General features: G+C 61.3%; 21 protein-coding genes and 1 tRNA gene. 18 read left to right on the top strand and 4 right to left on the bottom strand.

Annotated elements, in window-relative coordinates:
- Positions 1 to 150: 150 nt before the first annotated feature.
- On the top strand, positions 151 to 2,208 hold the full coding sequence (locus tag QNO18_RS05135) for a hypothetical protein (RefSeq protein WP_283176815.1): 2,058 nt from the start codon (positions 151 to 153) through the stop codon (positions 2,206 to 2,208).
- Positions 2,209 to 2,465: 257 nt separating this feature from the next.
- Positions 2,466 to 2,774, top strand: coding sequence for a hypothetical protein (locus QNO18_RS05130; protein WP_283176814.1), 309 nt, complete (start codon positions 2,466 to 2,468; stop codon positions 2,772 to 2,774).
- 91 nt (positions 2,775 to 2,865) lie between these two features.
- Here the strand turns inward: QNO18_RS05130 and QNO18_RS05125 are convergent, their stop codons facing one another.
- Positions 2,866 to 3,336, bottom strand: a complete 471-nt coding sequence (locus QNO18_RS05125; protein ID WP_283176813.1) for a hypothetical protein — start codon at positions 3,334 to 3,336, stop codon at positions 2,866 to 2,868.
- A gap of 234 nt (positions 3,337 to 3,570) precedes the next feature.
- Here QNO18_RS05125 and QNO18_RS05120 point away from each other — a divergent pair, with 234 nt between their 5' ends.
- On the top strand, positions 3,571 to 4,299 hold the full coding sequence (locus QNO18_RS05120) for a peptidoglycan-binding domain-containing protein (protein ID WP_283176812.1): 729 nt from the start codon (positions 3,571 to 3,573) through the stop codon (positions 4,297 to 4,299).
- A 3-nt stretch (positions 4,300 to 4,302) separates the two neighbouring features.
- Entirely contained in the window at positions 4,303 to 4,503 is a 201-nt protein-coding gene (locus QNO18_RS05115; RefSeq protein WP_283176811.1) for a hypothetical protein, read from the top strand.
- Between the two features lie 743 nt (positions 4,504 to 5,246).
- On the opposite strand, the gene QNO18_RS05110 is transcribed toward QNO18_RS05115, so the two are convergent.
- Positions 5,247 to 5,435 carry a hypothetical protein gene (locus tag QNO18_RS05110; protein WP_283176810.1) on the bottom strand — a complete coding sequence of 63 codons (189 nt, stop codon included), beginning with the start codon at positions 5,433 to 5,435 and terminating at the stop codon, positions 5,247 to 5,249.
- Positions 5,436 to 5,772: 337 nt separating this feature from the next.
- Between QNO18_RS05110 and QNO18_RS05105 the strand changes: the two genes are divergently transcribed.
- A complete protein-coding gene (locus QNO18_RS05105) occupies positions 5,773 to 6,204 on the top strand; it encodes a DUF4259 domain-containing protein (protein ID WP_283176809.1) in 432 nt (143 codons plus the stop codon).
- A 278-nt stretch (positions 6,205 to 6,482) separates the two neighbouring features.
- Here QNO18_RS05105 and QNO18_RS05100 read toward each other — a convergent pair whose 3' ends face one another.
- Positions 6,483 to 6,761, bottom strand: a complete 279-nt coding sequence (locus QNO18_RS05100; protein WP_283176808.1) for a hypothetical protein — start codon at positions 6,759 to 6,761, stop codon at positions 6,483 to 6,485.
- 441 nt (positions 6,762 to 7,202) lie between these two features.
- On the opposite strand from QNO18_RS05100, the gene QNO18_RS05095 reads away from it, so the two are divergent.
- From QNO18_RS05095 to QNO18_RS05075, 5 genes are read left to right on the top strand one after another with little or no spacing between them, the layout of a single operon-like run.
- Complete coding sequence (locus QNO18_RS05095; RefSeq protein ID WP_283176807.1) at positions 7,203 to 7,385, top strand: hypothetical protein; 183 nt, start codon at positions 7,203 to 7,205, stop codon at positions 7,383 to 7,385.
- The gene (locus tag QNO18_RS05090) at positions 7,382 to 7,654 is read left to right on the top strand and encodes a helix-turn-helix domain-containing protein (RefSeq protein ID WP_283176806.1); all 273 of its coding nucleotides are present in this window, start codon (positions 7,382 to 7,384) and stop codon (positions 7,652 to 7,654) included. Before QNO18_RS05095 ends, QNO18_RS05090 begins: the two co-directional genes overlap by 4 nt.
- A complete protein-coding gene (locus QNO18_RS05085; RefSeq protein ID WP_283176805.1) occupies positions 7,651 to 8,028 on the top strand; it encodes a hypothetical protein in 378 nt (125 codons plus the stop codon). Before QNO18_RS05090 ends, QNO18_RS05085 begins: the two co-directional genes overlap by 4 nt.
- Complete coding sequence (locus tag QNO18_RS05080) at positions 8,025 to 8,219, top strand: hypothetical protein (RefSeq protein WP_283176804.1); 195 nt, start codon at positions 8,025 to 8,027, stop codon at positions 8,217 to 8,219. The genes QNO18_RS05085 and QNO18_RS05080 overlap by 4 nt, the downstream gene beginning before the upstream one ends.
- Positions 8,216 to 8,479 carry a hypothetical protein gene (locus QNO18_RS05075; RefSeq protein ID WP_283176803.1) on the top strand — a complete coding sequence of 88 codons (264 nt, stop codon included), beginning with the start codon at positions 8,216 to 8,218 and terminating at the stop codon, positions 8,477 to 8,479. The genes QNO18_RS05080 and QNO18_RS05075 overlap by 4 nt, the downstream gene beginning before the upstream one ends.
- A gap of 158 nt (positions 8,480 to 8,637) precedes the next feature.
- Here the strand turns inward: QNO18_RS05075 and QNO18_RS05070 are convergent.
- Positions 8,638 to 8,722 (bottom strand) — tRNA-Leu (locus QNO18_RS05070).
- A 195-nt stretch (positions 8,723 to 8,917) separates the two neighbouring features.
- Between QNO18_RS05070 and QNO18_RS05065 the strand changes: the two genes are divergently transcribed.
- The 8 genes from QNO18_RS05065 to speB all read left to right on the top strand — a co-directional run bounded on the left by QNO18_RS05065 (position 8,918) and on the right by speB (position 19,878).
- Positions 8,918 to 9,904, top strand: coding sequence for a complex I NDUFA9 subunit family protein (locus tag QNO18_RS05065; RefSeq protein WP_283176802.1), 987 nt, complete (start codon positions 8,918 to 8,920; stop codon positions 9,902 to 9,904).
- Position 9,905: 1 nt separating this feature from the next.
- Entirely contained in the window at positions 9,906 to 10,709 is an 804-nt protein-coding gene (locus QNO18_RS05060) for an undecaprenyl-diphosphate phosphatase (RefSeq protein ID WP_283178748.1), read from the top strand.
- 161 nt (positions 10,710 to 10,870) lie between these two features.
- The gene (locus QNO18_RS05055) at positions 10,871 to 12,304 is read left to right on the top strand and encodes an NAD(P)-dependent oxidoreductase (RefSeq protein WP_283176801.1); all 1,434 of its coding nucleotides are present in this window, start codon (positions 10,871 to 10,873) and stop codon (positions 12,302 to 12,304) included.
- Positions 12,305 to 12,580: 276 nt separating this feature from the next.
- Entirely contained in the window at positions 12,581 to 13,324 is a 744-nt protein-coding gene (locus tag QNO18_RS05050; protein ID WP_283176800.1) for a hypothetical protein, read from the top strand.
- A complete protein-coding gene (locus QNO18_RS05045) occupies positions 13,314 to 13,754 on the top strand; it encodes a GFA family protein (RefSeq protein ID WP_283176799.1) in 441 nt (146 codons plus the stop codon). Before QNO18_RS05050 ends, QNO18_RS05045 begins: the two co-directional genes overlap by 11 nt.
- A gap of 3 nt (positions 13,755 to 13,757) precedes the next feature.
- Positions 13,758 to 18,296: a glutamate synthase large subunit gene (gltB, locus tag QNO18_RS05040; RefSeq protein ID WP_283176798.1), complete on the top strand. Its 4,539-nt coding sequence runs from the start codon at positions 13,758 to 13,760 to the stop codon at positions 18,294 to 18,296.
- A 148-nt stretch (positions 18,297 to 18,444) separates the two neighbouring features.
- Positions 18,445 to 18,906 (top strand): GNAT family N-acetyltransferase, encoded by a 462-nt coding sequence (locus tag QNO18_RS05035; protein ID WP_283176797.1) that lies wholly within the window; start codon positions 18,445 to 18,447, stop codon positions 18,904 to 18,906.
- A gap of 12 nt (positions 18,907 to 18,918) precedes the next feature.
- Complete coding sequence (gene speB, locus QNO18_RS05030; RefSeq protein WP_283176796.1) at positions 18,919 to 19,878, top strand: agmatinase; 960 nt, start codon at positions 18,919 to 18,921, stop codon at positions 19,876 to 19,878.
- Positions 19,879 to 19,896 lie beyond the last annotated feature (18 nt).

The raw sequence follows: 19,896 nt of genomic DNA, 5'->3' as shown, positions 1-19,896 counted from the left end.
ACCTGGCCTCTCACTGACCACGATTGCGATACGGGGGAGCGGCCCGCCGGTCCCCGTGCTGCGCCCTGTCGCCCTGATCAACCCCACGTCTGGAGCTGCCTGGGTCACACCGGACGGCAAGATGTTCGTAATCATGCAGGAGGTAGTCTGATGGCTATCGAAATCCCAAGCGTTCCGGCTTCCATCCTGACTGAGGTTCTCGACCTCACCGCACTGGATGCTTCCATTGCTCAAGCCGCACAGAGCGCCGCCTCTGCCGCCACCTCCGAGACCGCCGCCGCCGGATCAGCCGCACAGGCGCAGGCCGCTGCCGATGCCGCCCTTGGCGCGGCGGGATGGGATCAGTCCGTCCCGGATGAAGCTGCGCGCCAGGCGCTGACCGGTCTGCCGGACGACTGGCGGGTGTATCAGATCGCGCCCGCCCCGGGCCGTATCTGGCGCTGGACCGGCACCGCATGGGCCGACACCGGGGCAAGCCCGCTGGCGGGCAAAGCGGATCAGGCTGAGGTTGATGCCTTAGATAGGGCGATGCGAGACATTGTCAATTTTCCACTGACCACGTCGAACGGCGGGTATTACAACCAAGGTAATGGCAATCTGGTCACGACCGGCACGCCATTCAGATACACGCCGATTTTCGAAATTCCTGCGAGCGGGACACTGATCGCCAGCTTCCGCACCTCGGCGACAGCTATGGCAGGGGTGGTCTATTATGATGCTACGGGCGCTTTCCTCGGTCGTGAATACCGGGGCACCGGTGCCGAACAGACTTTTACTGACGTGACCCTCACGCGGCCACCCGGCGCAGCGCGCATGGCACTTGTCAGCCTTTCCGTTCCGCCGGTTCTGAAGGTCTCTTCACCGGACCTTATCTCGCAGTCGGTGCAAGATGTCGCCATTCGCGATAATGCTGCTCGAATTGATGACGTCTACACAAAGCTCTCCTCTTGGGGCGCTGAGGACATCGGACTTAAGCAGGGCTTCTACATCCACTATTCCACGGGGAACGAGGCCGCGAGCTCAACCTTTTCCTGCGGATATCTCGATGTGTCCGACACCGACCAGGTGCGCGTGTCTTCAACGTTCAATGGGGTCTCCGCTACTCTGGCAGTCTACTACAATGCTGCAGGTGCGCGAATATCAAATGAAGCGAGAGGCACTACCGAAGATCAGATATTCGTGGACTATCTGCTGACCATCCCTGCTGGCACTGTCAAGATCGGGATCACCGGCCAACACACCAAGGCCCCTATTGTCGTCGAAAGGTATGGGCTACACGCTGCTGGCGGCGGAGAGAGCGAAAGCATTCTTCCTGATCAGGCAATTTTCCTGACCGGTGACAGCATGGCCTCTCCCCTTATGCAGGCAGCTATTCAGGCCGAAACGGGGTTGAATACCACAAGGGTGAACCGTGGCGGGTATGTCACAGACCAGATATCCTCAGTCCTGGGGCTTATGCCCATCACGCTAACAGAGGCCGCAACGATCCCGGCATCCGGAGGGGTTGAGGTTAAGCTGTCGGTCAATCCGCTGCTCAATGGTGGGTCAGCGATGGCTGGCACTGCCAATCTCTCCATTGACGGTATCGCGGGTGTTCTCTCGACCACTGCAGGATCTTCTCCAGTTCTGACTTTTACGCGTTCGGTACCTGGTGCGGCGAAATCTGCTGTCATCGGCGCGCCCGTTGTGCTGGCGCCGCTATCCGGCACTTCGGCCCTTCCCGGAACTAAGGTCAATCGTAATCGAATCGCCATCATGCCGGCGGATCGAAACAATGACATCTCGACCCCAATCGCTCGTATCGCATCCCGAGATGCGGTGTTCCGAATTATTGATTATCAAATTTCACAGCAGCGCCGCGTCTTGTTTCGAGGGAGGTATCTGGGCCGATTTTATTCCGGGTCAGATCCGGTTCTTATTGCCGAAGATGAAGCCGCCTTTGATGCGCACCATGAATACATGGGAATTATGACTACGGCTTTGCCGGGCATCTACATCGACTTCCATAAGATGATGTACAAAACTGCTATTCACGAGCTTGGCCTGACTCCAACCGTCGACGATCTTTCAGATATGGAGCGAGGGCGACTGCCTCGGCAGGTATTCACGGACAGAACGCATTTCATTCCAGCAATGCAGACCCTCGACGGAACGGTCGCCGGAAAACTGGTAAGGACTTGCGGCTGGATTGATGCGGTACTGACATGACCCCCTGCTGATTGCTGGTCCCGCCGATCCTCGGCGGGGCCGCTATATGGGCGATGGTGATCGCCGCAATCATCTGACGCGCAGGAGGCGGCGGGAGGGCATGAGGGTGCCTCTCCCGCCTGTTCGCGTTGCCCCGACCGGCCAGGAACCTCGGGGCCGCGCTTCGGCACCAGGTTGAGCCCTGCCGACATGCACAGTGTGCCCGCTCTGAGCTTCTCCCGATATTCGTGAAATCCCGTAGCGCTGGAGGCGCATATATGGCCCTGAAATATGACGGAACGATCAATGCTGGGGCGATCCTGCAGGCGGTGGTTGTGTTTGCCGGCGCGCTCTCCGCAGTGATCTGGACGCAGGCAGGCATCTGGCGGCTTGAAGCCGATCAGCGGCGCATGGAGGCGACATTGGCCTCTGATCTCTCGACAATCCGCTCGGATGCCAGCGCCCGGGAAGTACGGATCCGGGCGGCAGAACTGGCGTTGGCCGGGCAGCAATCCGATCTGCGCAGCATCCAGAGCGGGATCAGCCGGATCGAGGCGCAGTTGGAGAAGTTGCAGCCTAGGCCGTGAGCGCCGGGCGCGAGGGGTGATCTACGGGATGCTCAAAGACCAGAGACCTTTGGCGGATAGTCACTGATCAACCACTATTTGGGGAAGTCGCTCAGAAGGGCCGCAACAAGTCTGGCATAAGCCAAATCAGGAGTAGCGTCGCAACCTCAGCAAGCCAAACATAGAAGCATTTTCGAGGTGCCCGGGGATACTTGATGCTGTGAACCTTCGCTCGCTCACTCTGGTAGGCCATCACGAGCTTATCCCCGTTTTCGTCAAGGAAGACCGGATCTGAGATGGGGCACTCTAACCATGCTATGGTCGCCTGGGCCAACGACACCGCCACCAGTAGCACTGTGGCCGGAGACCAGCCCACGAATTTCGACACTATCGCAATCAGCATTACCGCGGCGAGAGTGCAATAGAAACCCAGCACCATAACTTTGAAGGGGCGAGATCTCCAGATTCGCTCTGCGTCTCCGTTTGCCCATTCGAAGCGCTTCACTGTGAGCATCGCCGCGAGGATCAGGATGAACTTCAGCCCAGTGGGGAGTGCAAGAAACGCGACAATAACTTCAATCATCTGAAAAATCTCTGCACGAGGACGCTAATTTCTGGCTGATCGCGCGCCGGAGCGTTCGACGGAGCTTCCTTCACCTCCTTAGTTTCAGCACTCCTCGGATTGCAAGGAGTCGGTCACGAAAGAGGCACTGTGACGGCGCCAACAGTCTTCCTCCAGCCCGGCCGCAGCGCCGGGCTTTTTCACATCCCCACCCATCGGCTCGCCTCGGCGGGCCTTTTTCTATGGAGAAACGCCATGATGAATCGCATCATCGGTCACCATACCGGCGGCGCCTATTTCCCGAATGCGACCGACCTCGTGGCCTATCACCGGCTGATTGACGGCGACGGCCAGCCGCATGACGGCAAGCACCCGATTTCGGCCAACGCGCCGGGTCGCGCGCTGACCGCAGGAACCTACGCGGCCCACTGTCTCAATCTCAATTCGGGCAGCATCGGCGTCTCAATCTGCGCCATGGCAAACGCCGATTGGGGCAAGCCCGCCTCCTGGACTCATCCGGTCAAGCCCGCGCAGGTCGATGCCTTCGTGCAAGAGATGGCCCGGCTCTGCCGGATATACGGCATCCCGGTCACGCGGCGCACGGTGCTGAGCCATGCCGAGGTCGAGATCACCCTGGGCGTCAAGCAGAAGAACAAATGGGATTTCGACTATCCACTGCGCGGCACCGGCCCGCGCGATCCTATCGCTATCGGGGATGAACTGCGGCGCGAGGTCGGGATCGCCCTGCTGGGGCAGCCTGTGCCGCCGCCGTCACCATCAGCGCGCCCGATACTGCGGCAGGGCGCGACCGGCCCGGACGTGCGCGAGGTGCAGGCTGCGCTCGGCGTGGTGGCAGACGGGATCTTCGGGCCTCGCACCCGCGCCGCCCTGATCGATTTCCAATCCCGCCGGCAGCTTCTGCCGGACGGCATATGCGGAGCCATGACCTGGGCCGCAATTTCCACCATGGCAAAAGGAGCCTGAACTATGAGCAACATCATTGTCCGGATGGTGATTTACATCCTGTCCCCAATTCTAACCGCCGCCGTGGCGCTGATATCTGGTTGGGGCGTCAGCTATAACGCGACCAGTCATGTGCTGTCGCTGGATCTGCCGGCGCTGATCGGGGCCGTCGCAGGCGCTGTGGGCCTTTCTGGCGCGGTGTTCGCCCGGTGGGGCGTCAAGTAAGAACAGGCGGGAGTGTGCCGGAACCGCGGTTCGGAGCCGGTACGCTCCCGCGCGGACTCAGTTTCGCCATGGTTGTGCCGTGGCGCCGTCATCGTGGATTCCTAGATGAGAGCAATGACATATCGACCTCTGATTCCGTTTCTTGTCGAAAGCGCCGCAACCCGGAGAAGGGCCCGGAGGATGAGATCACAAGGAAACATGCTTCTTCTGACAGCGGCTATTCTCGGCTGCTGGTTCCTGACTAATAGCTGGAGCTTCTGACAGCTTCGTCGTCAAGGCAGCGTGGGATCGGTATGAGTTGCGGGAAGGTGCGTCTCGGGTCGGCCACCGGAGTGAGCGCATGAAAAAGGCCCCACGTGGGGCCATTCACTCTTACGCTGATACCTTCAACCAGAACCACGCCACCACCAGAAGGGCGGCCACCATATACAGATCCATCACACACTCACTGGTTGAATGATGAGCTTATGCGCTGGCTCTACATGTGGAGTCTATGCGCGTGATTGCCTGGGCAGTTCTGCCCGGGGCGCATGAAGAAGCCCGCCTGAGGGGCGGGCTTATCAATCAGCGTTTTCGCGCGACGGGTTTTCTGACTGCGATCACCGCATCCGTTTCGGGCAACTGCAATGTCAACAGATGTCGGCGCTTCAGTAGTTTTATATGTTGACGCGTTTCCGGGCTCGCTGGCACTTTCAGGAACTCAGAAAGGTCGAAATGATTCCTCTGGGAGAACATGGTCATATTCAGTTGCCTGTTCCGGGCTTGTGGCCCAGCTCCTGTTCGGATGGGGTTACAACATCGACCATTTCCCTTGCGGTACGATCTGCCTCGTCAGAGGCATCCTGAGCTTTCTCCGCCTGATACTTGTTACGGAGCTTGTCGTCCTCGGCTCGGGCAAGATTGATGCTTGGCTTGGTGCTGTCGGTACCCATTGTCGGGTCCTCCATCGAGCCGCTCGGGATGTTCCCGCGACTGTGAGGTATATGGGGGGGGAGCGACGTCAAAACGAGTGCCAGGTTGAACCGATCTCGTAAGTGCGCCGGGGCTCAGGATACATTTCTCTTCGAGCTCTGACATGACTGAGTGTCTCAGCCGGGGAAGATCGCCGCGCTGAGGTGAATATGCCCCACAGGCACATTGAGAGAGCCGCCCCGGGATGCCGTGGGCGGCTCTTTTCGTTTCGGCGACAGGCGGCTATGCGGGACATTGCTGCCATTCGCCTTTTCAGTATGACTGTCTTCCACCACAAGATAATAAGAAGGATTCGCCATGGGCACGTGGGGGGCAGGCATTTTTGAAAACGATTCCGCAGGTGATTGGCTCGGCCTGTTCGACAGGCTTGGCTTCATGGCCGTTACCGTTCCACTTTCTCAGATCGGGGAATATTCGGATCGAAAGAAGTCCATTCCAGCCGATGTAGAACAGGCCTTTTTGGCAATGTGCGAAGTTGTTGCGATTGCTGGAGGATCCCCCGCACACCCTTCCTTGGAAGGTCGCAAGGCTGGCATCCAGCGCGAAGCGGAGCGAATGCTCAAATTACCAAACTTTAAACGGCGAATCCTGTTTGCGCTTGAACGGTTGGAAGCCCAGGAAACTGAGCTAGAAGCTCTTTGGAGTGGTGCTGAAGAAAGTGATACTTTTCGCTGTGAGCGGGAGCGTGCAAAGCAGTCGGCTCTCGATGCGCTCTCCAGACATGAATGACGGCTAAGGGCTCAAAGCAACTTCCACTATCGGTGAGAGTTATCCCCGGAAGTGGGGGAAGACCCATTTCGCCCAGTCCCGGGGTAAAACCAGGCTTGGACCGCCCCCCCCCCAAAGCGGAGATCCCCGCTCTGGGAAGTTGGTACGAACGGCGTCCCGACCTCACACCCCGATTTCGGGGTCTGGCCCAAACCCACAATTCCGGGTTTGCTCCCCGTTTTCGGGAGCGATTGCTGTCCAGTGTGGATGAGCGATTGGCTCGAGATTTGAAGGGGAACTCACCCCATAAGCGCAGCATCCTGCGCAACGGTCAGGATCGCGCTGTCGCCCTTGTAGCGGATACCAAACCGGCGCCTCGGGTAGGGCGCGATCATTCCCAAGCGTTCCGTGGTGGCAGACACTCCCAGAGCCAGTAGCACCTCGATCACTTCCAGATGGAATTCTGTTGTGCCGCCCAGAAAGCGTACCCGTGCCTGCTTTACCCCGCGCAGCTGTGTGCTGAGGAAACGGATATCGTCGTCGTCAATCACGGTGAAATGCTGCTCGTCCTGAGGCACTGTGCTGCTCGCCTTCTTCATGAGAGGCAGGGCTATCACGGGCGCCGGCCGGGTGCCATGTCAGGGATGCCGCACTCGGCGGGGATCGGCGCGGGCAGCGTCCACAATGGACAAGCAAAGCCGCTGCCCCGAAGGGCAGGCTTGCTTTTCGGCTTGTAGCATGGAATGCTGGTCAGTGGGCTTGAGAACCCTGACTAGCGATAACCGCATCACCTTTGGCGAGGTGCCCTTCCTTTGGCGAGGATGGGGCGGTGAACATTACGGGTGCCTTGGCGGGCGATCCGAACTCGGTCTTTATAGGCCGGGGGCGGATGCGCTGTCCAGTGGGAAACCATAAAAGCATTCGGCCTGTCTCGCTGGCAGGTTCTCAAGGTTCTCCCCCGGCCGCCCGACCGTTTCGGGTGAGGGCCTTGAGAAGCCCGAACCAGCGAGTAAAAAACCATGACCAAGCACGATATGGGGCAGTTCCATCTGCCGCCCGTTCGCCGTGACCAGCTGCACGACGACATTGCCCTTGCGCTGGACGCGATCACCGCGCCGCAGCCGGGCCCCCGCGAGATCGCCGAGGCCGCCAGCTATCTGCGCCACGCCCTGCGCCTGATCAAATCGGGGGTGCCGGCATGATCACCGAGGCTGACAAAGCATCAATGCGCATGGAGCGCGTGACTGTGCGCGAGATCGCCCGCCAGGTGGCAAAAGAGGCCGGGGTGAAGCCCGCGGTGATCTTCGGGCCCAGCCGTAAGCAGAAGGACTTCAGGCTGCGCGCCCTGGTCTGCTACATCGCCCGCCGCCACGGCATGAGCTACCCCAGGATCGGTATGGCTCTTGGCCGGGATCACAGCACCATCCGAAGCGCGGTAGTCAATGAGCAGCGCAGGAGGGGTGAGGTATGAAGCGGCGCGACATTCTTTCCCTCGCGCCTGCCGTGGTGCTGGGCTGCACAATCCCGGCTGGCGCTTGCACCCTGTCCCTGTCCGAGACGCCGATCATGGCCCTGTATCGCAGGTACGTAGAAATCAGCGCATCAGCTCGTGCCTATACTCATGACCCGAAGGATGGCGACGGTGAGGACGAAGCCCTTGACCGCCTGTTCTTCAATGAACGGGATGAGGTTGAGGATCAGCTGTTCGCCCTGCCGTGCCAATCGGCGCAGGACATGGCCGCGAAGGCGCTGGTATCTCACTGCCACGGCGATTTCACCTGCCTCGATTATGACCGCAATCCCTTCTGGGCCGAGGCCCGCGCGTTGGTTGGGGTGTCGGAATGACCCAGATCCTCGACGCTCTCGATGAACTTACCCGCGCCCGCGATCTGGTCCAGCTTCTGGAAATGACCACTCGCCACCAGCCCGACGACGACAGGAAGGCGCTGGCCTCAGGGTGTGAGGCCGCGCTGATCCGGCTCAATGCCGGGATCGACATGCTTCATGGCGCCAAAAATGCGGAGGCCAGCCCATGAGCTATTCCGACAAGGTCCGGGCCGAGGTCGCCGCCCGCTATGGCGTACCGGTGCGCTGCCCCGTCCAGATCATACCGCCCGGGGTGGTCGCCATTCACGTAGATTCGCCAGGACCGGTCATCGCTGATCGGGCTAAGCGTCCGGCCAGATCATCGGTACGGCGGGAGGCTGTTTCGCTTCGAGATGGCGGCCAACGGTTTCAGGAGGCGGCTCACCGTTTCAGCCGAAGCCTGAGCGATATCCGAACGCTCAAAGGGTGAAATAGTGCCCAGCCCCCGGCTTCGGTCGGGGGCGAATCTGCTTCAATGTTGGTTGCTAATGGTGGTGATTAGTCATTTTCGTTTTGGCGGGTATTAGAACGGGAAAAGCCCCGAGAGCGGGGGCTTTTTCAGCAAAATCAATCTCTTAGAGAGAGATATGGTGCCCAGAAGAGGACTCGAACCTCCACGCCTTGCAGCGCTGGTACCTGAAACCAGTGCGTCTACCAATTCCGCCATCTGGGCACGCTTCAGTGAGGGCGATGTAGCCCTGGGGCAAAGGGTTGTCAACACGGGCTCGCACTGAAATCGCAAGATTTTTGACACTCGTGCGAAAGGCCGGCTGGCACGGGCCTCACATTGGGCTTTGGGCTTGCTGGCCCGACGTCCGGGGGCTATGGAACGGGGAATGGACGCGACGCCCGCAGGGGAGATTTCCGCATGAGCAAGCTGGTCACCATTTACGGCGGGTCGGGCTTTGTCGGCCGCTATATCGCGAGGCGCTTTGCCGGTCTTGGCTGGCGGGTCCGCGTCGCGGTACGCCGCCCGAATGAAGCGATCTTCGTCAAACCCTATGGCGCTCCGGGCCAGGTCGAACCGATCCTGTGCAATATCCGCAACGAAGCCAGTGTGAAACGCGCAGCCCTTGGCGCGGATGCGGTTGTCAATTGTGTCGGCACCTTCCGCCGCGGCGGCCGGAACAACTTCCAGGCCGTTCATGTCGACGGCGCCACGATCATCGCCCGCGCCGCGCGCGAGGCCGGTGTCGCAAAGCTGGTCCATATCTCGGCGCTTGGGGCCGATGCCGGCAGCGCCTCGCTTTATGGCCGCAGCAAGGCCGCCGGCGAGGCCGCAATCGCAGCGGAATTCCCAGGTGCGGTCATCCTGCGCCCCTCGGTGATTTTCGGCACGGAAGACAGTTTCTTCAACAAATTCGCCGGCATGGCGCAATTCGCGCCGGTCTTGCCGATTGCCGGTGGCCAGACCCGCTTCCAGCCGGTCTGGGTCGATGATGTGGCCCTGGCCGCGGTCAATATCGTCACCTCTGATGCCGCTGCCGGGATTTACGAGCTGGGCGGGCCCGAAGCGATGCCGCTCCAGGATCTTTTGCAGCGCATGCTGCCGGTGATCCAGCGTCGTCGCCTGATCCTCAACCTGCCAGGCGGGCTGATGTCACTGCCGGCCTTCGGCTTTGACATGGCCGAAGTGCTGACCGGTGGCCTTATCGTCAACAGGATCCTCACCCGCGATCAGCTGAAGATGCTGAAGGCCGATAATGTGGTCACTGACGGCGCGCGCGGCTTCGCCGATCTGGGCGTGACCGCCTCCGCTTTTGAAGCGGTGATTCCGGATTACCTGTGGCGCTTCCGTCCCTCCGGGCAATATGCCGCCATCAAGAACTCGGCAAAAAACCTGAAGAAGGTCTGAGATATTGGACAACACGCTGATCGCCGCCTTTCTGGGTCTCCTGGAAGGGCTCACTGAGTTTATTCCGGTCTCATCGACAGGACATCTGCTGCTGGCGGGGCATTTCCTTGGCTTCACCTCGGACAGCCGGACCTTCGAGGTGGTGATCCAGCTGGGCGCGATCCTGGCGCTGACCTCGGTATTTGCGGTCAAGGTCGGGCGGCTTTTCATGGATGCACGCCATGATATGGCGGCGCGGCGCGCTATTGTGTCAGTGGCCCTGGCCTTTCTGCCCGCTGTGGTGATCGGGTTGCTGGCGCATGGCTATATCAAAAGCGTGCTGTTTGAATCGCCGAAGCTGATTTCGATCATGCTGATCATCGGCGGCGTCATCCTGCTGGTGGTGGACCGTATCGCGCCGAAGCCGAAGCATTTCGACGCGCTGGAACTGCCACTGGGCAAGTCACTCGCCATTGGGTTTTGCCAGTGTATCGCGATGATCCCCGGGGTCTCGCGCTCTGGCGCCACGATTGTCGGCGCCCTGCTGATGGGCGTCGAAAAGCGCGCTGCGGCCGAGTTTTCCTTCCTGCTGAGCCTGCCGACCATGATCGCCGCAGTCTCCTATGATCTGTTCAAAAGCCGCCATGATCTCGATTTCAGCGCGGTCTGGGATATCGCGGTCGGCTTCGCCGTGGCCTTCCTTGCAGCGGTTCTCGTGGTGAAATGGGTGCTCTCTTATGTCAGCCGCCATGGCTATGCGATCTTTGGCTGGTGGCGAATCATCGTGGGAACGGCAGCGCTGATCGCGCTTATGGCGGGCAAATAGGTAGATTCGGAACTCATGCTGACCTATTTTCGTGACTTCTTAGAGGATTTTTGATCACGCTCCTGCCAAATCAACATATAGGTCAGCCGTGCTGACTTTTATTCAAATCCCCTCAGATGTAGGAAGGCGCACCCGGAACCTGCTTTGAGGGAAGCGCAGCCATGGCCACGCAAAAGATGCTTAAATTTGTTTCCCTGGGCAAAGAGATGCCCGAGAAACGCAAAGCCTCTGACCGCAATCAGGATTTCGACGAGATCTATCGCGAATTCGCCGCAGAAAAGGCGGCCGAACAGGCCAGCCGCTGCTCCCAATGCGGCGTGCCTTATTGCCAGTCGCATTGCCCGCTGCACAACAATATCCCCGACTGGCTCCGCCTCACTGCCGAGGGCCGGCTGAAAGAGGCCTGGGAGATCAGCCAGGCAACCAATTCCTTCCCCGAGATCTGCGGCCGCATCTGCCCGCAGGATCGCCTTTGCGAAGGCAATTGCGTCATCGAACAATCCGGCCATGGCACGGTCACCATCGGCTCGGTCGAGAAATACATCACCGATACCGCCTGGGAAGAAGGCTGGGTGCAGCCGGTCATCCCCCATAGCGAACGCACGGAATCGGTCGGCATCATAGGCGCAGGCCCAGGCGGGCTCGCGGCGGCGGAACGGCTGCGCCGCGCCGGCGTGCAGGTCACCGTCTATGACCGCTATGACCGCGCCGGCGGGCTGCTGACCTATGGCATCCCGGGATTTAAGCTGGAAAAGCCGGTCGTCATGCGCCGGGTCGAACAGCTGGAAGCCTCGGGCGTCACGTTTGTCCTGAACTGCACGGTCGGCGTTGACCTCTCGTTCGAGGAAATCCGCTCACGCCACACCGCCCTGCTGATCGCCACCGGCGTCTATAAGATCCGCGAGATCGAGGCCCCCGGCTCGGGCGCGCGCGGCATTGTGAAAGCGCTCGACTATCTGACGGTGTCGAACCGGCTGTCCTTCGGCGACTCTGTGCCGGAATATGAGGATGGCAGCCTGAACGCTGCCGGCAAGCGCGTTGTGGTCATCGGCGGTGGCGATACCGCGATGGATTGTGTGCGCACCGCGATCCGCCAGGGCGCAACTTCGGTGAAATGCCTTTATCGCCGCGACCGGGCCAATATGCCCGGAAGCCAGCGCGAGGTGCAGAATGCCGAAGAGGAAGGCGTAGACTTCGTCTGGCTCGCGGCACCGAAGGGGTTTTCGGGCGGCACAGAGGTCGAAGGCGTGATGGTGCAAAAGATGCGACTTGGCGCGCCTGATGCCTCGGGCCGTCAGTCACCGGAGGTGATCGAGGGCGCCGATTATGTCGAACCCGCCGATCTGGTCGTGCAGGCGCTTGGCTTCGAACCCGAAGCCTTGCCGAAGCTTTGGGGCGTGGACGAACTGACCGTCACCCGCTGGGGCACGATCAAGGCCGATTTCCGCAGGCATGCGACCTCGATCCCGGGTGTCTATGCCGTGGGTGATATCGTGCGCGGTGCGAGCCTTGTCGTCTGGGCGATCCGTGACGGCCGCGAGGCGGCAGATGCGATCATCGACTCCCTTGGTCATGCCGCTGTCGCGGCCGAGTGACCCTTTTCGGGAGAAGAGACATGATCCGTTGCCTTGCTCTGCTCTGCGCCGCGGCGGTATCCCCTGCCCCGTCCGCAGCCAGGCCCTTTCACGCGGCCTCCCTCACGACCCCGAGCGGGCCGTGCAGCATGGGCCGTGAAGACGCGAGGCAGGTCCGTCATCCGCACCCCTCGCACTGATCCTCTCCGGCGAAGATGGCCTGGAAGTGAATACCGATACTCTCAGAAGCAAGGTACAGTCGGGGGCAATGCTCCCTGATTACGAGGTCTCGCCGACATGAACCGCTTTTTCACCGTCACCCTGTCTTCCGCGCTGCTGCCGCTGCTGGCGGGCTTTGCCGGGGCGCGGACCTGGTCTGCTCCGGAAAGCTGCGAGATCTTTATGACCGTGCAGGCCAAGGGCTGCCGGGTGTCGAATTACTATACCTGCACTGCCGATCAGAAAGGCGATCAGTGGCGCGCCGATTTCGATCAGGAGGGGCTTTTCTTCCGGTCGCGGATCAATGCCGAAACCGAATGGGTCGAGAGCATCAGCGAAGGCGAAGGCGCCGGAACGGTGCAGATGCTGGCGCCGAACGCCGCCGATCCGGCCTCATTCTCGGAGCTGATTGCAACCGGGATCGACACGTTTGAATTCTCGCTGACCCGCAATACCGGCTTTGACACCACTGTAACCGGCTTTGACCGGCTGACCGGTCGCAGCGTGACCATTGACGGCGTCGTGCTGGAAGAGACCGAATTCGAGGCCTCCGAGATTGATGCCGATGGCGCCCAGGTCCGGCGCTCGCGCGGCAATGAATATGTTTCGCGCGAGATGCGGCTGTTCTTTTCCGGCCCCGGCCAGAGCGATCTGGGCGATGGCCAATGGCTGCCGATCGACGGCAGCCCGATCGACTTCATCTTCCCCGGAGAGCCCGGCTTCGCCTCCCCCCGCCCGCTTTATGACTGCGATCCGCTGATGACCGAGGCTCCTGCCGATCCGGCGCTGGAGCGGCTCTGGAGGGCACGCTATGGCGACTGAGGCACGCGGACAATGCCTGTGCGGTGCGGTGCGGGTCACCGTCTCGAATGCCCCGCATGAGGTGAATGCCTGCCATTGCAGCATGTGCAGGCGCTGGACGGGGGTGGCGCTGGTCACCCTCGACGTTCCCGAGGCCGATATCCGCATTGAAGGGCAGGAGGCGGTGCGCAGCTTTGCCTCGTCAGACTGGGCCGAACGCTCATTTTGCGGCACATGCGGCTCTTCGCTCTGGTATCGGCTGACCGCACCCGGGGCCCCTGCGGATTATTACCTGGCGGCGGGTCTGATGGACCAGTTGTCCGGCGTGACCCTTGCCAATGAAATCTATGTCGATCACCGGCCCCAGGCTTTCGCCTTTGCCGGTCCGGCCAGACAGATAACGGAAGCAGAGTTTATGGCGATGCTTCCGCCGCCAGCCCAAGAGGAGTGAGCCATGACGATCTATGATGAGGCCTGGGCGAAAGCCGAAGAAGCCAAACGTGCTTTCATGGGCGAGCACAGCCTTTACCGCGATGAGGATGAACATTCCTCCTGCGGCGTGGGTCTCGTCGTAGCGGTCTCGGGCAAGCCCTCGCGCAAGGTCGTGCAGGCGGGGATCGACGCGCTGAAAGCGATCTGGCACCGCGGCGCGATCGATGCCGACGGGAAAACCGGCGATGGCGCCGGGATCCATGTCCAGATCCCGGTCGATTTCTTCTATGACGTGGTGCGCCGCACCGGCCACGAGCCCGATCCGCAGAAATGGATCGCGGTTGGCCAGGTCTTCCTGCCGCGCACCGATTTCGCGGCGCAGGAACGCTGCCGGACCATCGTGGAAACCGAAGTCCTGCGCATGGGCCATTATATCTATGGCTGGCGCCATGTACCGGTCGATATCTCGGTGCTGGGCGAGAAAGCCAACGCGACCCGCCCCGAGATCGAACAGATCCTGATCCGTTGTGAAAAGGAAATCGACCGCGAGCAGTTCGAGCGCGAGCTCTACATCATCCGCCGCCGGATCGAGAAAGCGGTCACCGCTTCGGGGATCTATGGCTGCTATCTGTGTTCGCTGTCCTGCCGCTCGGTGATCTACAAGGGCATGATGCTCGCGGAACAGGTATCGGTCTTCTACCCCGATCTGCAGGACGAGCGTTTCGTCTCGGCCTTCGCGATCTACCACCAGCGCTATTCGACCAATACCTTCCCGCAATGGTGGCTGGCGCAGCCCTTCCGGATGCTTGCCCATAACGGCGAGATCAACACGCTGAAGGGCAATGTCAACTGGATGAAATCGCACGAGATCCGCATGGCATCGAGCGCTTTCTGCGAGATGGCAGAAGACATCAAGCCGATCATCCCGGGCGGCACTTCGGATTCGGGTGCGCTGGATGCGGTGTTTGAGGTGATGGTGCGCTCGGGCCGTTCGGCGCCGATGGCCAAGACCATGCTGGTGCCGGAAGCCTGGTCGAAACAGACCGACACCATGCCCCAGGCCTGGGCGGATATGTATTCCTATTGCAACTCGGTGATCGAGCCCTGGGATGGCCCGGCGGCGCTCGCCATGACCGATGGCCGCTGGGTTTGCGGTGGGCTGGACCGCAACGGGCTCAGGCCCATGCGCTATGTGATCACCGGCGACGGGCTGCTGATTGCGGGGTCCGAGGCCGGGATGGTGCCGGTGGATGAGCTGACCATCCGCGAAAAAGGCGCGCTTGGGCCGGGCCAGATGATCGCGGTCGATATGGTCGAGGGCAAGCTCTACCACGACACCGCGATGAAGGACAAACTCGCTTCCGCCCAGCCCTATAGCGAATGGGTCGGCAAGATCACCCATCTGTCGCCCGATCTCGACGCGCTGCCGGAACATGCGCTTTATGCCGGGTCGGAACTGCGCAAGCGTCAGATCGCCGCCGGCTATTCGGTCGAGGATCTGGAGCAGGTGCTCGCGCCGATGGCGGAAGACGGCAAGGAAATGATCGCCTCGATGGGCGATGACACGCCGCCGGCGGTGCTGTCGAAAATCTACCGGCCGCTGTCGCATTACTTCCGCCAGAATTTCAGCCAGGTGACGAACCCACCCATCGACAGCCTTCGCGAAGGCCGGGTGATGTCGCTGAAGACCCGCTTCGGCAACCTGCGCAACGTGCTGGATGAAAACTCCAGCCAGACCGAGATCCTGGTGCTGGAAAGCCCCTTCGTCGCGAATGCCGAATTCGACGCGATGGTGAAGCAGTTCGGCGAGCATGTCGCCTTTATCGACTGCACCTTCCCGGTCGGCCCCACCCTGAACGACCTGCAAAATGCGCTGGAACGGATCCGGGCCGAGGCCGAAGACGCGGTGCGGTCTGGCGCAGGCCAGCTGATCCTGACCGATGAGCATCAGGGCGTAGAGAAGGTCGGCATGCCGATGATCCTCGCGACGTCAGCCGTGCACAGCTGGCTGACGCGCAAAGGGCTCAGGACCTTCTGTTCGATCAATGTGCGCTCGGCGGAATGTATCGACCCGCATTATTTCGCGGTGCTGATCGGCTGTGGTGCGACCACGGTGAACCCCTATCTTGCGCAGGACAGCATCGCTGACCGGATCGACCGGGGCCTCCTGGAAGGCAGCCTTGTCGAGGCGATGCGCCGCTACCGCGATGCGATTGACGCCGGGCTCTTGAAGATCATGGCAAAGATGGGGATCTCAGTGATCTCGTCTTACCGTGGTGGTCTGAACTTCGAAGCCGTGGGCCTGTCACGCGCGATGGTCGCCGAGTATTTCCCCGGCATGCATTCCCGCATATCGGGGATCGGTCTGCACGGCGTCGAGCAGAAGCTGGAAGAGGTCCATGCCCGTGGCTGGCTCGGCGGCGCGGATGTGCTCCCAATTGGCGGCTTCTACAAGGCGCGGCGCTCGGGCGAGAAACATGGCTGGGAAGCCCAGACCATGCATATGCTGCAAGCGGCCTGCGACCGCGCAAGCTATGATCTGTGGAAGACCTATTCCGCCGCGATGCGGTCGAACCCGCCGATCCATCTGCGCGACCTTTTGGACATCAAGACGCTGGGGAAACCGGTGCCGATTGAAGAGGTGGAAAGCATCACCTCGATCCGCAAACGGTTCGTGACCCCGGGCATGTCTTTGGGCGCGCTGTCGCCCGAGGCGCATATGACGCTGAATATCGCGATGAACCGGATCGGCGCCAAGTCGGATAGCGGCGAGGGCGGCGAAGACCCGGCACATCAGCACCCGTTCCCGAATGGCGACAACCCCTGCGCCAAGATCAAGCAGGTGGCCTCGGGACGCTTTGGCGTCACGGCGGAATATCTGAACGCCTGCGAAGAGCTGGAGATCAAGGTCGCCCAGGGCGCGAAACCCGGCGAGGGTGGCCAGCTTCCGGGGATGAAGGTCACCGATCTGATCGCGCGGCTCAGGCATTCCACCAAGGGCGTGACGCTGATCAGCCCGCCACCTCATCACGATATCTATTCGATCGAAGATCTGGCGCAGCTGATCTATGACCTGAAACAGATCAACCCGCGCTGCAAGGTGACGGTGAAGCTGGTCTCGGCCTCCGGCGTCGGCACGATTGCCGCCGGTGTCGCCAAGGCGAAAGCCGATGTGATCCTCGTGTCCGGTCATAATGGCGGCACCGGGGCCTCGCCCGGCACCTCGATCAAATATGCCGGCCTGCCCTGGGAAATGGGTCTGACCGAGGCGCATCAGGTGCTTTCCATGAACAACCTGCGCGAGCGGGTGACGCTTCGCACCGACGGTGGCCTGCGGACCGGGCGCGATGTGGTCATGGCGGCGATGATGGGCGCGGAAGAGTTCGGCATCGGCACCGCCGCACTGATCGCGATGGGCTGTATCATGGTGCGTCAGTGCCAGTCGAATACCTGCCCGGTCGGCGTCTGCACACAAGACAAGGCTTTGCGCGACAAGTTCACCGGCAATGCCGATAAGGTCGTGAACCTGATCACCTTCTACGCGCAGGAAGTGCGGGAAATCCTCGCCTCCATCGGGGCGCGGTCAATGGATGAGATCATCGGGCGGCCGGATTTGCTGGTCCAGGTCTCGCGCGGTGCCGCAAGCCTTGATGACCTTGACCTGAACCCGCTTCTGATCACGGTCGATGGCACGCAGAAGATCACCTATGACCGCTCGAAGCCGCGCAATGCGGTGCCCGATACGCTGGATGCCGAGATCATCAAGGATGGCCACCGCTTCTTTGAGGATGGCGAAAAGATGCAGCTGTCCTATGCGGTCAGAAACACCTCGCGGACCATCGGTACCCGGGCCTCGTCGCATATCGTGCGCAAGTTCGGAATGAAGAACAGCCTGCAGCATGACCATCTGACGGTGAAACTGACCGGCAATGCCGGGCAGAGCCTTGGCGCTTTCGCGGTGAACGGGATCAAGATCGAGGTCCAGGGCGATGCGAATGACTATGTCGGCAAGGGGCTGTCGGGTGGTGTGATCGTTGTGCGGCCGCAAATGGCCTCGCCGCTTAAGGCCGAAGACAACACCATCATCGGCAATACCGTGCTTTACGGTGCGACCGATGGCTTCCTCTTTGCCTCGGGCCGCGCGGGCGAGCGCTTTGCGGTCAGGAATTCGGGCGCAAGCGTGGTGATCGAGGGCTGCGGCTCGAATGGCTGCGAATATATGACCGGCGGCGTTGCGGTGATCCTCGGGCCGGTCGGCGCGAATTTCGGCGCGGGCATGACCGGCGGCATGGCCTATATTTACGACCCAGAAGGCCGGGCTGCGGATCTGGTCAACCCGGAAGGGCTTCTGACCAACAGCCTTAGCCACCCGCATTGGGAGGCCCAGCTGAAAGAGCTGGTGGAACGTCACCGTGCCGAGACCGGCTCGCGCAAGGCCGAAAGGATCCTTGCCGAATGGGAAAGCGAGCGCGGCAATTTCCTTCAGGTCTGCCCGAAAGAGATGCTGCCGCATCTGGCGCATCCGCTGACCGCGCTGGCGGATAAGGTTCCCGCCGAATAAGCGGCCCGGCTGAACCGGACGCTCCCCGAAACGCAAAGGCCCTCCGGCATATCGGGGGGTCTTTTCCATTCTGCCCCCGCCCGGCCATGCGCTCTTGACCCGCGCCGGGACCTGGATAGTCATTACCCGGTGCAAAGGGGTATCCGCCATGACCGCGACCATTTCCGAAGAACACCCGCTCACGCCCGATCTGGCGCTGCTGTTTGACCGCCATACCGCTGATATGCACGCTCAGACCCCGCCCGAGAGCATCTATATGATGGATAAATCGGCGCTGGCGGCGGCAGATGCGCGGTTTTTCGTGCTGCGCGAGGCCGGGACGCCCCTGGCGATGGGCGCACTGAAACGGATCACGCCGGATCATGCCGAGATCAAATCCATGCATGTGCTTTCCGAGGCGCGCGGGCGTGGGCTGTCCTCACAGATGCTCGCGCATCTGATCGCGGCGGCGCAGGGGGATGGCTACGGGCGGCTCTCGCTGGAAACCGGGCGCGAAGAGATTTTCACCCCGGCAAGGCGGCTTTATGAAAAGGCCGGGTTCACCGAATGCGAGGCCTTTGGCGATTACAGCCATGACCCGAATTCGCTTTATATGACGCGCGCGCTGTAAGGAGCCCATCACATGACCCGCATCCTCCATGAACCCGTCGATGCCTCCCGGGTGCCGCGTTTCGCAGGTCGGCCGAGCTTTATGCGGTTGCCCACCCCGGACACACCCGAGGGCCTTGATATCGCGCTGGTCGGCATCCCCTGGGATGGCGGCACCACCAACCGCGCCGGCGCCCGCCATGGCCCGCGCGAGGTCCGCAACCAGTCAAGCCTGATGCGGCGCGGCCATCATGTCTCGGGCGTGATCCCCTATGAGCTGGTCTCGGTGGCGGATGTCGGCGATATCGAAGTGCAGCCCATCGACCTGATGGCGGCGCTCGCGCAGATCGAGGCGGGGATTGCCGCGATCTGTGCGGCGGGGGCGCTGCCCTTGTCGGTCGGGGGCGACCATCTGACGACGCTGCCGGTCCTGCGTGCGATCCATAAGGCGCGGGGGGAAGGGCCGCTGGGCCTTGTGCAGTTCGATGCCCATTCCGACACCAATGACCGCTATTTCGGCGACAATCTCTACACCCATGGCACCCCTTTCCGCCGTGCCATCGAAGAGGGGATCCTCGACCCGCAGAAGATCGTGCAGATCGGCATTCGCGGCTCGGTCTATGCCGCTGATGAACATCAGTGGGCGAAAGACCATGGCATCCGCATCATCTATATCGAGGAGGCCGACCGGCTTGGCCCACAAGGTGTGGTGGATGAAGTGCATCGCATCCTGGGCGACACGCCCTGCTATGTCACCTTTGACATTGACGGGATCGACCCCTCGATGGCGCCCGGCACCGGCACGCCCGAGATCGGCGGCTTCACCACCCGCGAGGCTCAGACCATGGTGCGCGGCCTTGCCGGCCTGAACATCAGGGGCGCGGATGTGGTCGAGGTATCTCCGCCTTTCGATATCGGCGGGCTGACAGCGCTGACCGGTGCAACAATTCTCTTCGAACTTCTCTGCGTGATTTCGGCCGGCCTGAAGCGCTGACCCGTAGCGATCGCACAG

This window comes from Gemmobacter sp. 24YEA27, from assembly GCF_030052995.1.
Lineage (GTDB): Bacteria > Pseudomonadota > Alphaproteobacteria > Rhodobacterales > Rhodobacteraceae > Pseudogemmobacter.
The sequence above is the reverse complement of the archived record's forward strand: the minus strand, read 5'-3'. Positions and strand labels throughout refer to the sequence as shown.

Bases quoted from the DNA above. Each gene is read 5' to 3' on its own strand.
- QNO18_RS05135 (WP_283176815.1), top strand. From the start codon at position 151: ATGGCTATCGAAATCCCAAGCGTTCCGGCTTCCATCCTGACTGAGGTT.
- QNO18_RS05130 (WP_283176814.1), top strand. From the start codon at position 2,466: ATGGCCCTGAAATATGACGGAACGATCAATGCTGGGGCGATCCTGCAG.
- QNO18_RS05125 (WP_283176813.1), bottom strand. From the start codon at position 3,336: ATGATTGAAGTTATTGTCGCGTTTCTTGCACTCCCCACTGGGCTGAAG.
- QNO18_RS05120 (WP_283176812.1), top strand. From the start codon at position 3,571: ATGATGAATCGCATCATCGGTCACCATACCGGCGGCGCCTATTTCCCG.
- QNO18_RS05115 (WP_283176811.1), top strand. From the start codon at position 4,303: ATGAGCAACATCATTGTCCGGATGGTGATTTACATCCTGTCCCCAATT.
- QNO18_RS05110 (WP_283176810.1), bottom strand. From the start codon at position 5,435: ATGGGTACCGACAGCACCAAGCCAAGCATCAATCTTGCCCGAGCCGAG.
- QNO18_RS05105 (WP_283176809.1), top strand. From the start codon at position 5,773: ATGGGCACGTGGGGGGCAGGCATTTTTGAAAACGATTCCGCAGGTGAT.
- QNO18_RS05095 (WP_283176807.1), top strand. From the start codon at position 7,203: ATGACCAAGCACGATATGGGGCAGTTCCATCTGCCGCCCGTTCGCCGT.
- QNO18_RS05090 (WP_283176806.1), top strand. From the start codon at position 7,382: ATGATCACCGAGGCTGACAAAGCATCAATGCGCATGGAGCGCGTGACT.
- QNO18_RS05085 (WP_283176805.1), top strand. From the start codon at position 7,651: ATGAAGCGGCGCGACATTCTTTCCCTCGCGCCTGCCGTGGTGCTGGGC.
- QNO18_RS05080 (WP_283176804.1), top strand. From the start codon at position 8,025: ATGACCCAGATCCTCGACGCTCTCGATGAACTTACCCGCGCCCGCGAT.
- QNO18_RS05075 (WP_283176803.1), top strand. From the start codon at position 8,216: ATGAGCTATTCCGACAAGGTCCGGGCCGAGGTCGCCGCCCGCTATGGC.
- QNO18_RS05065 (WP_283176802.1), top strand. From the start codon at position 8,918: ATGAGCAAGCTGGTCACCATTTACGGCGGGTCGGGCTTTGTCGGCCGC.
- QNO18_RS05055 (WP_283176801.1), top strand. From the start codon at position 10,871: ATGGCCACGCAAAAGATGCTTAAATTTGTTTCCCTGGGCAAAGAGATG.
- QNO18_RS05050 (WP_283176800.1), top strand. From the start codon at position 12,581: ATGAACCGCTTTTTCACCGTCACCCTGTCTTCCGCGCTGCTGCCGCTG.
- QNO18_RS05045 (WP_283176799.1), top strand. From the start codon at position 13,314: ATGGCGACTGAGGCACGCGGACAATGCCTGTGCGGTGCGGTGCGGGTC.
- gltB (WP_283176798.1), top strand. From the start codon at position 13,758: ATGACGATCTATGATGAGGCCTGGGCGAAAGCCGAAGAAGCCAAACGT.
- QNO18_RS05035 (WP_283176797.1), top strand. From the start codon at position 18,445: ATGACCGCGACCATTTCCGAAGAACACCCGCTCACGCCCGATCTGGCG.
- speB (WP_283176796.1), top strand. From the start codon at position 18,919: ATGACCCGCATCCTCCATGAACCCGTCGATGCCTCCCGGGTGCCGCGT.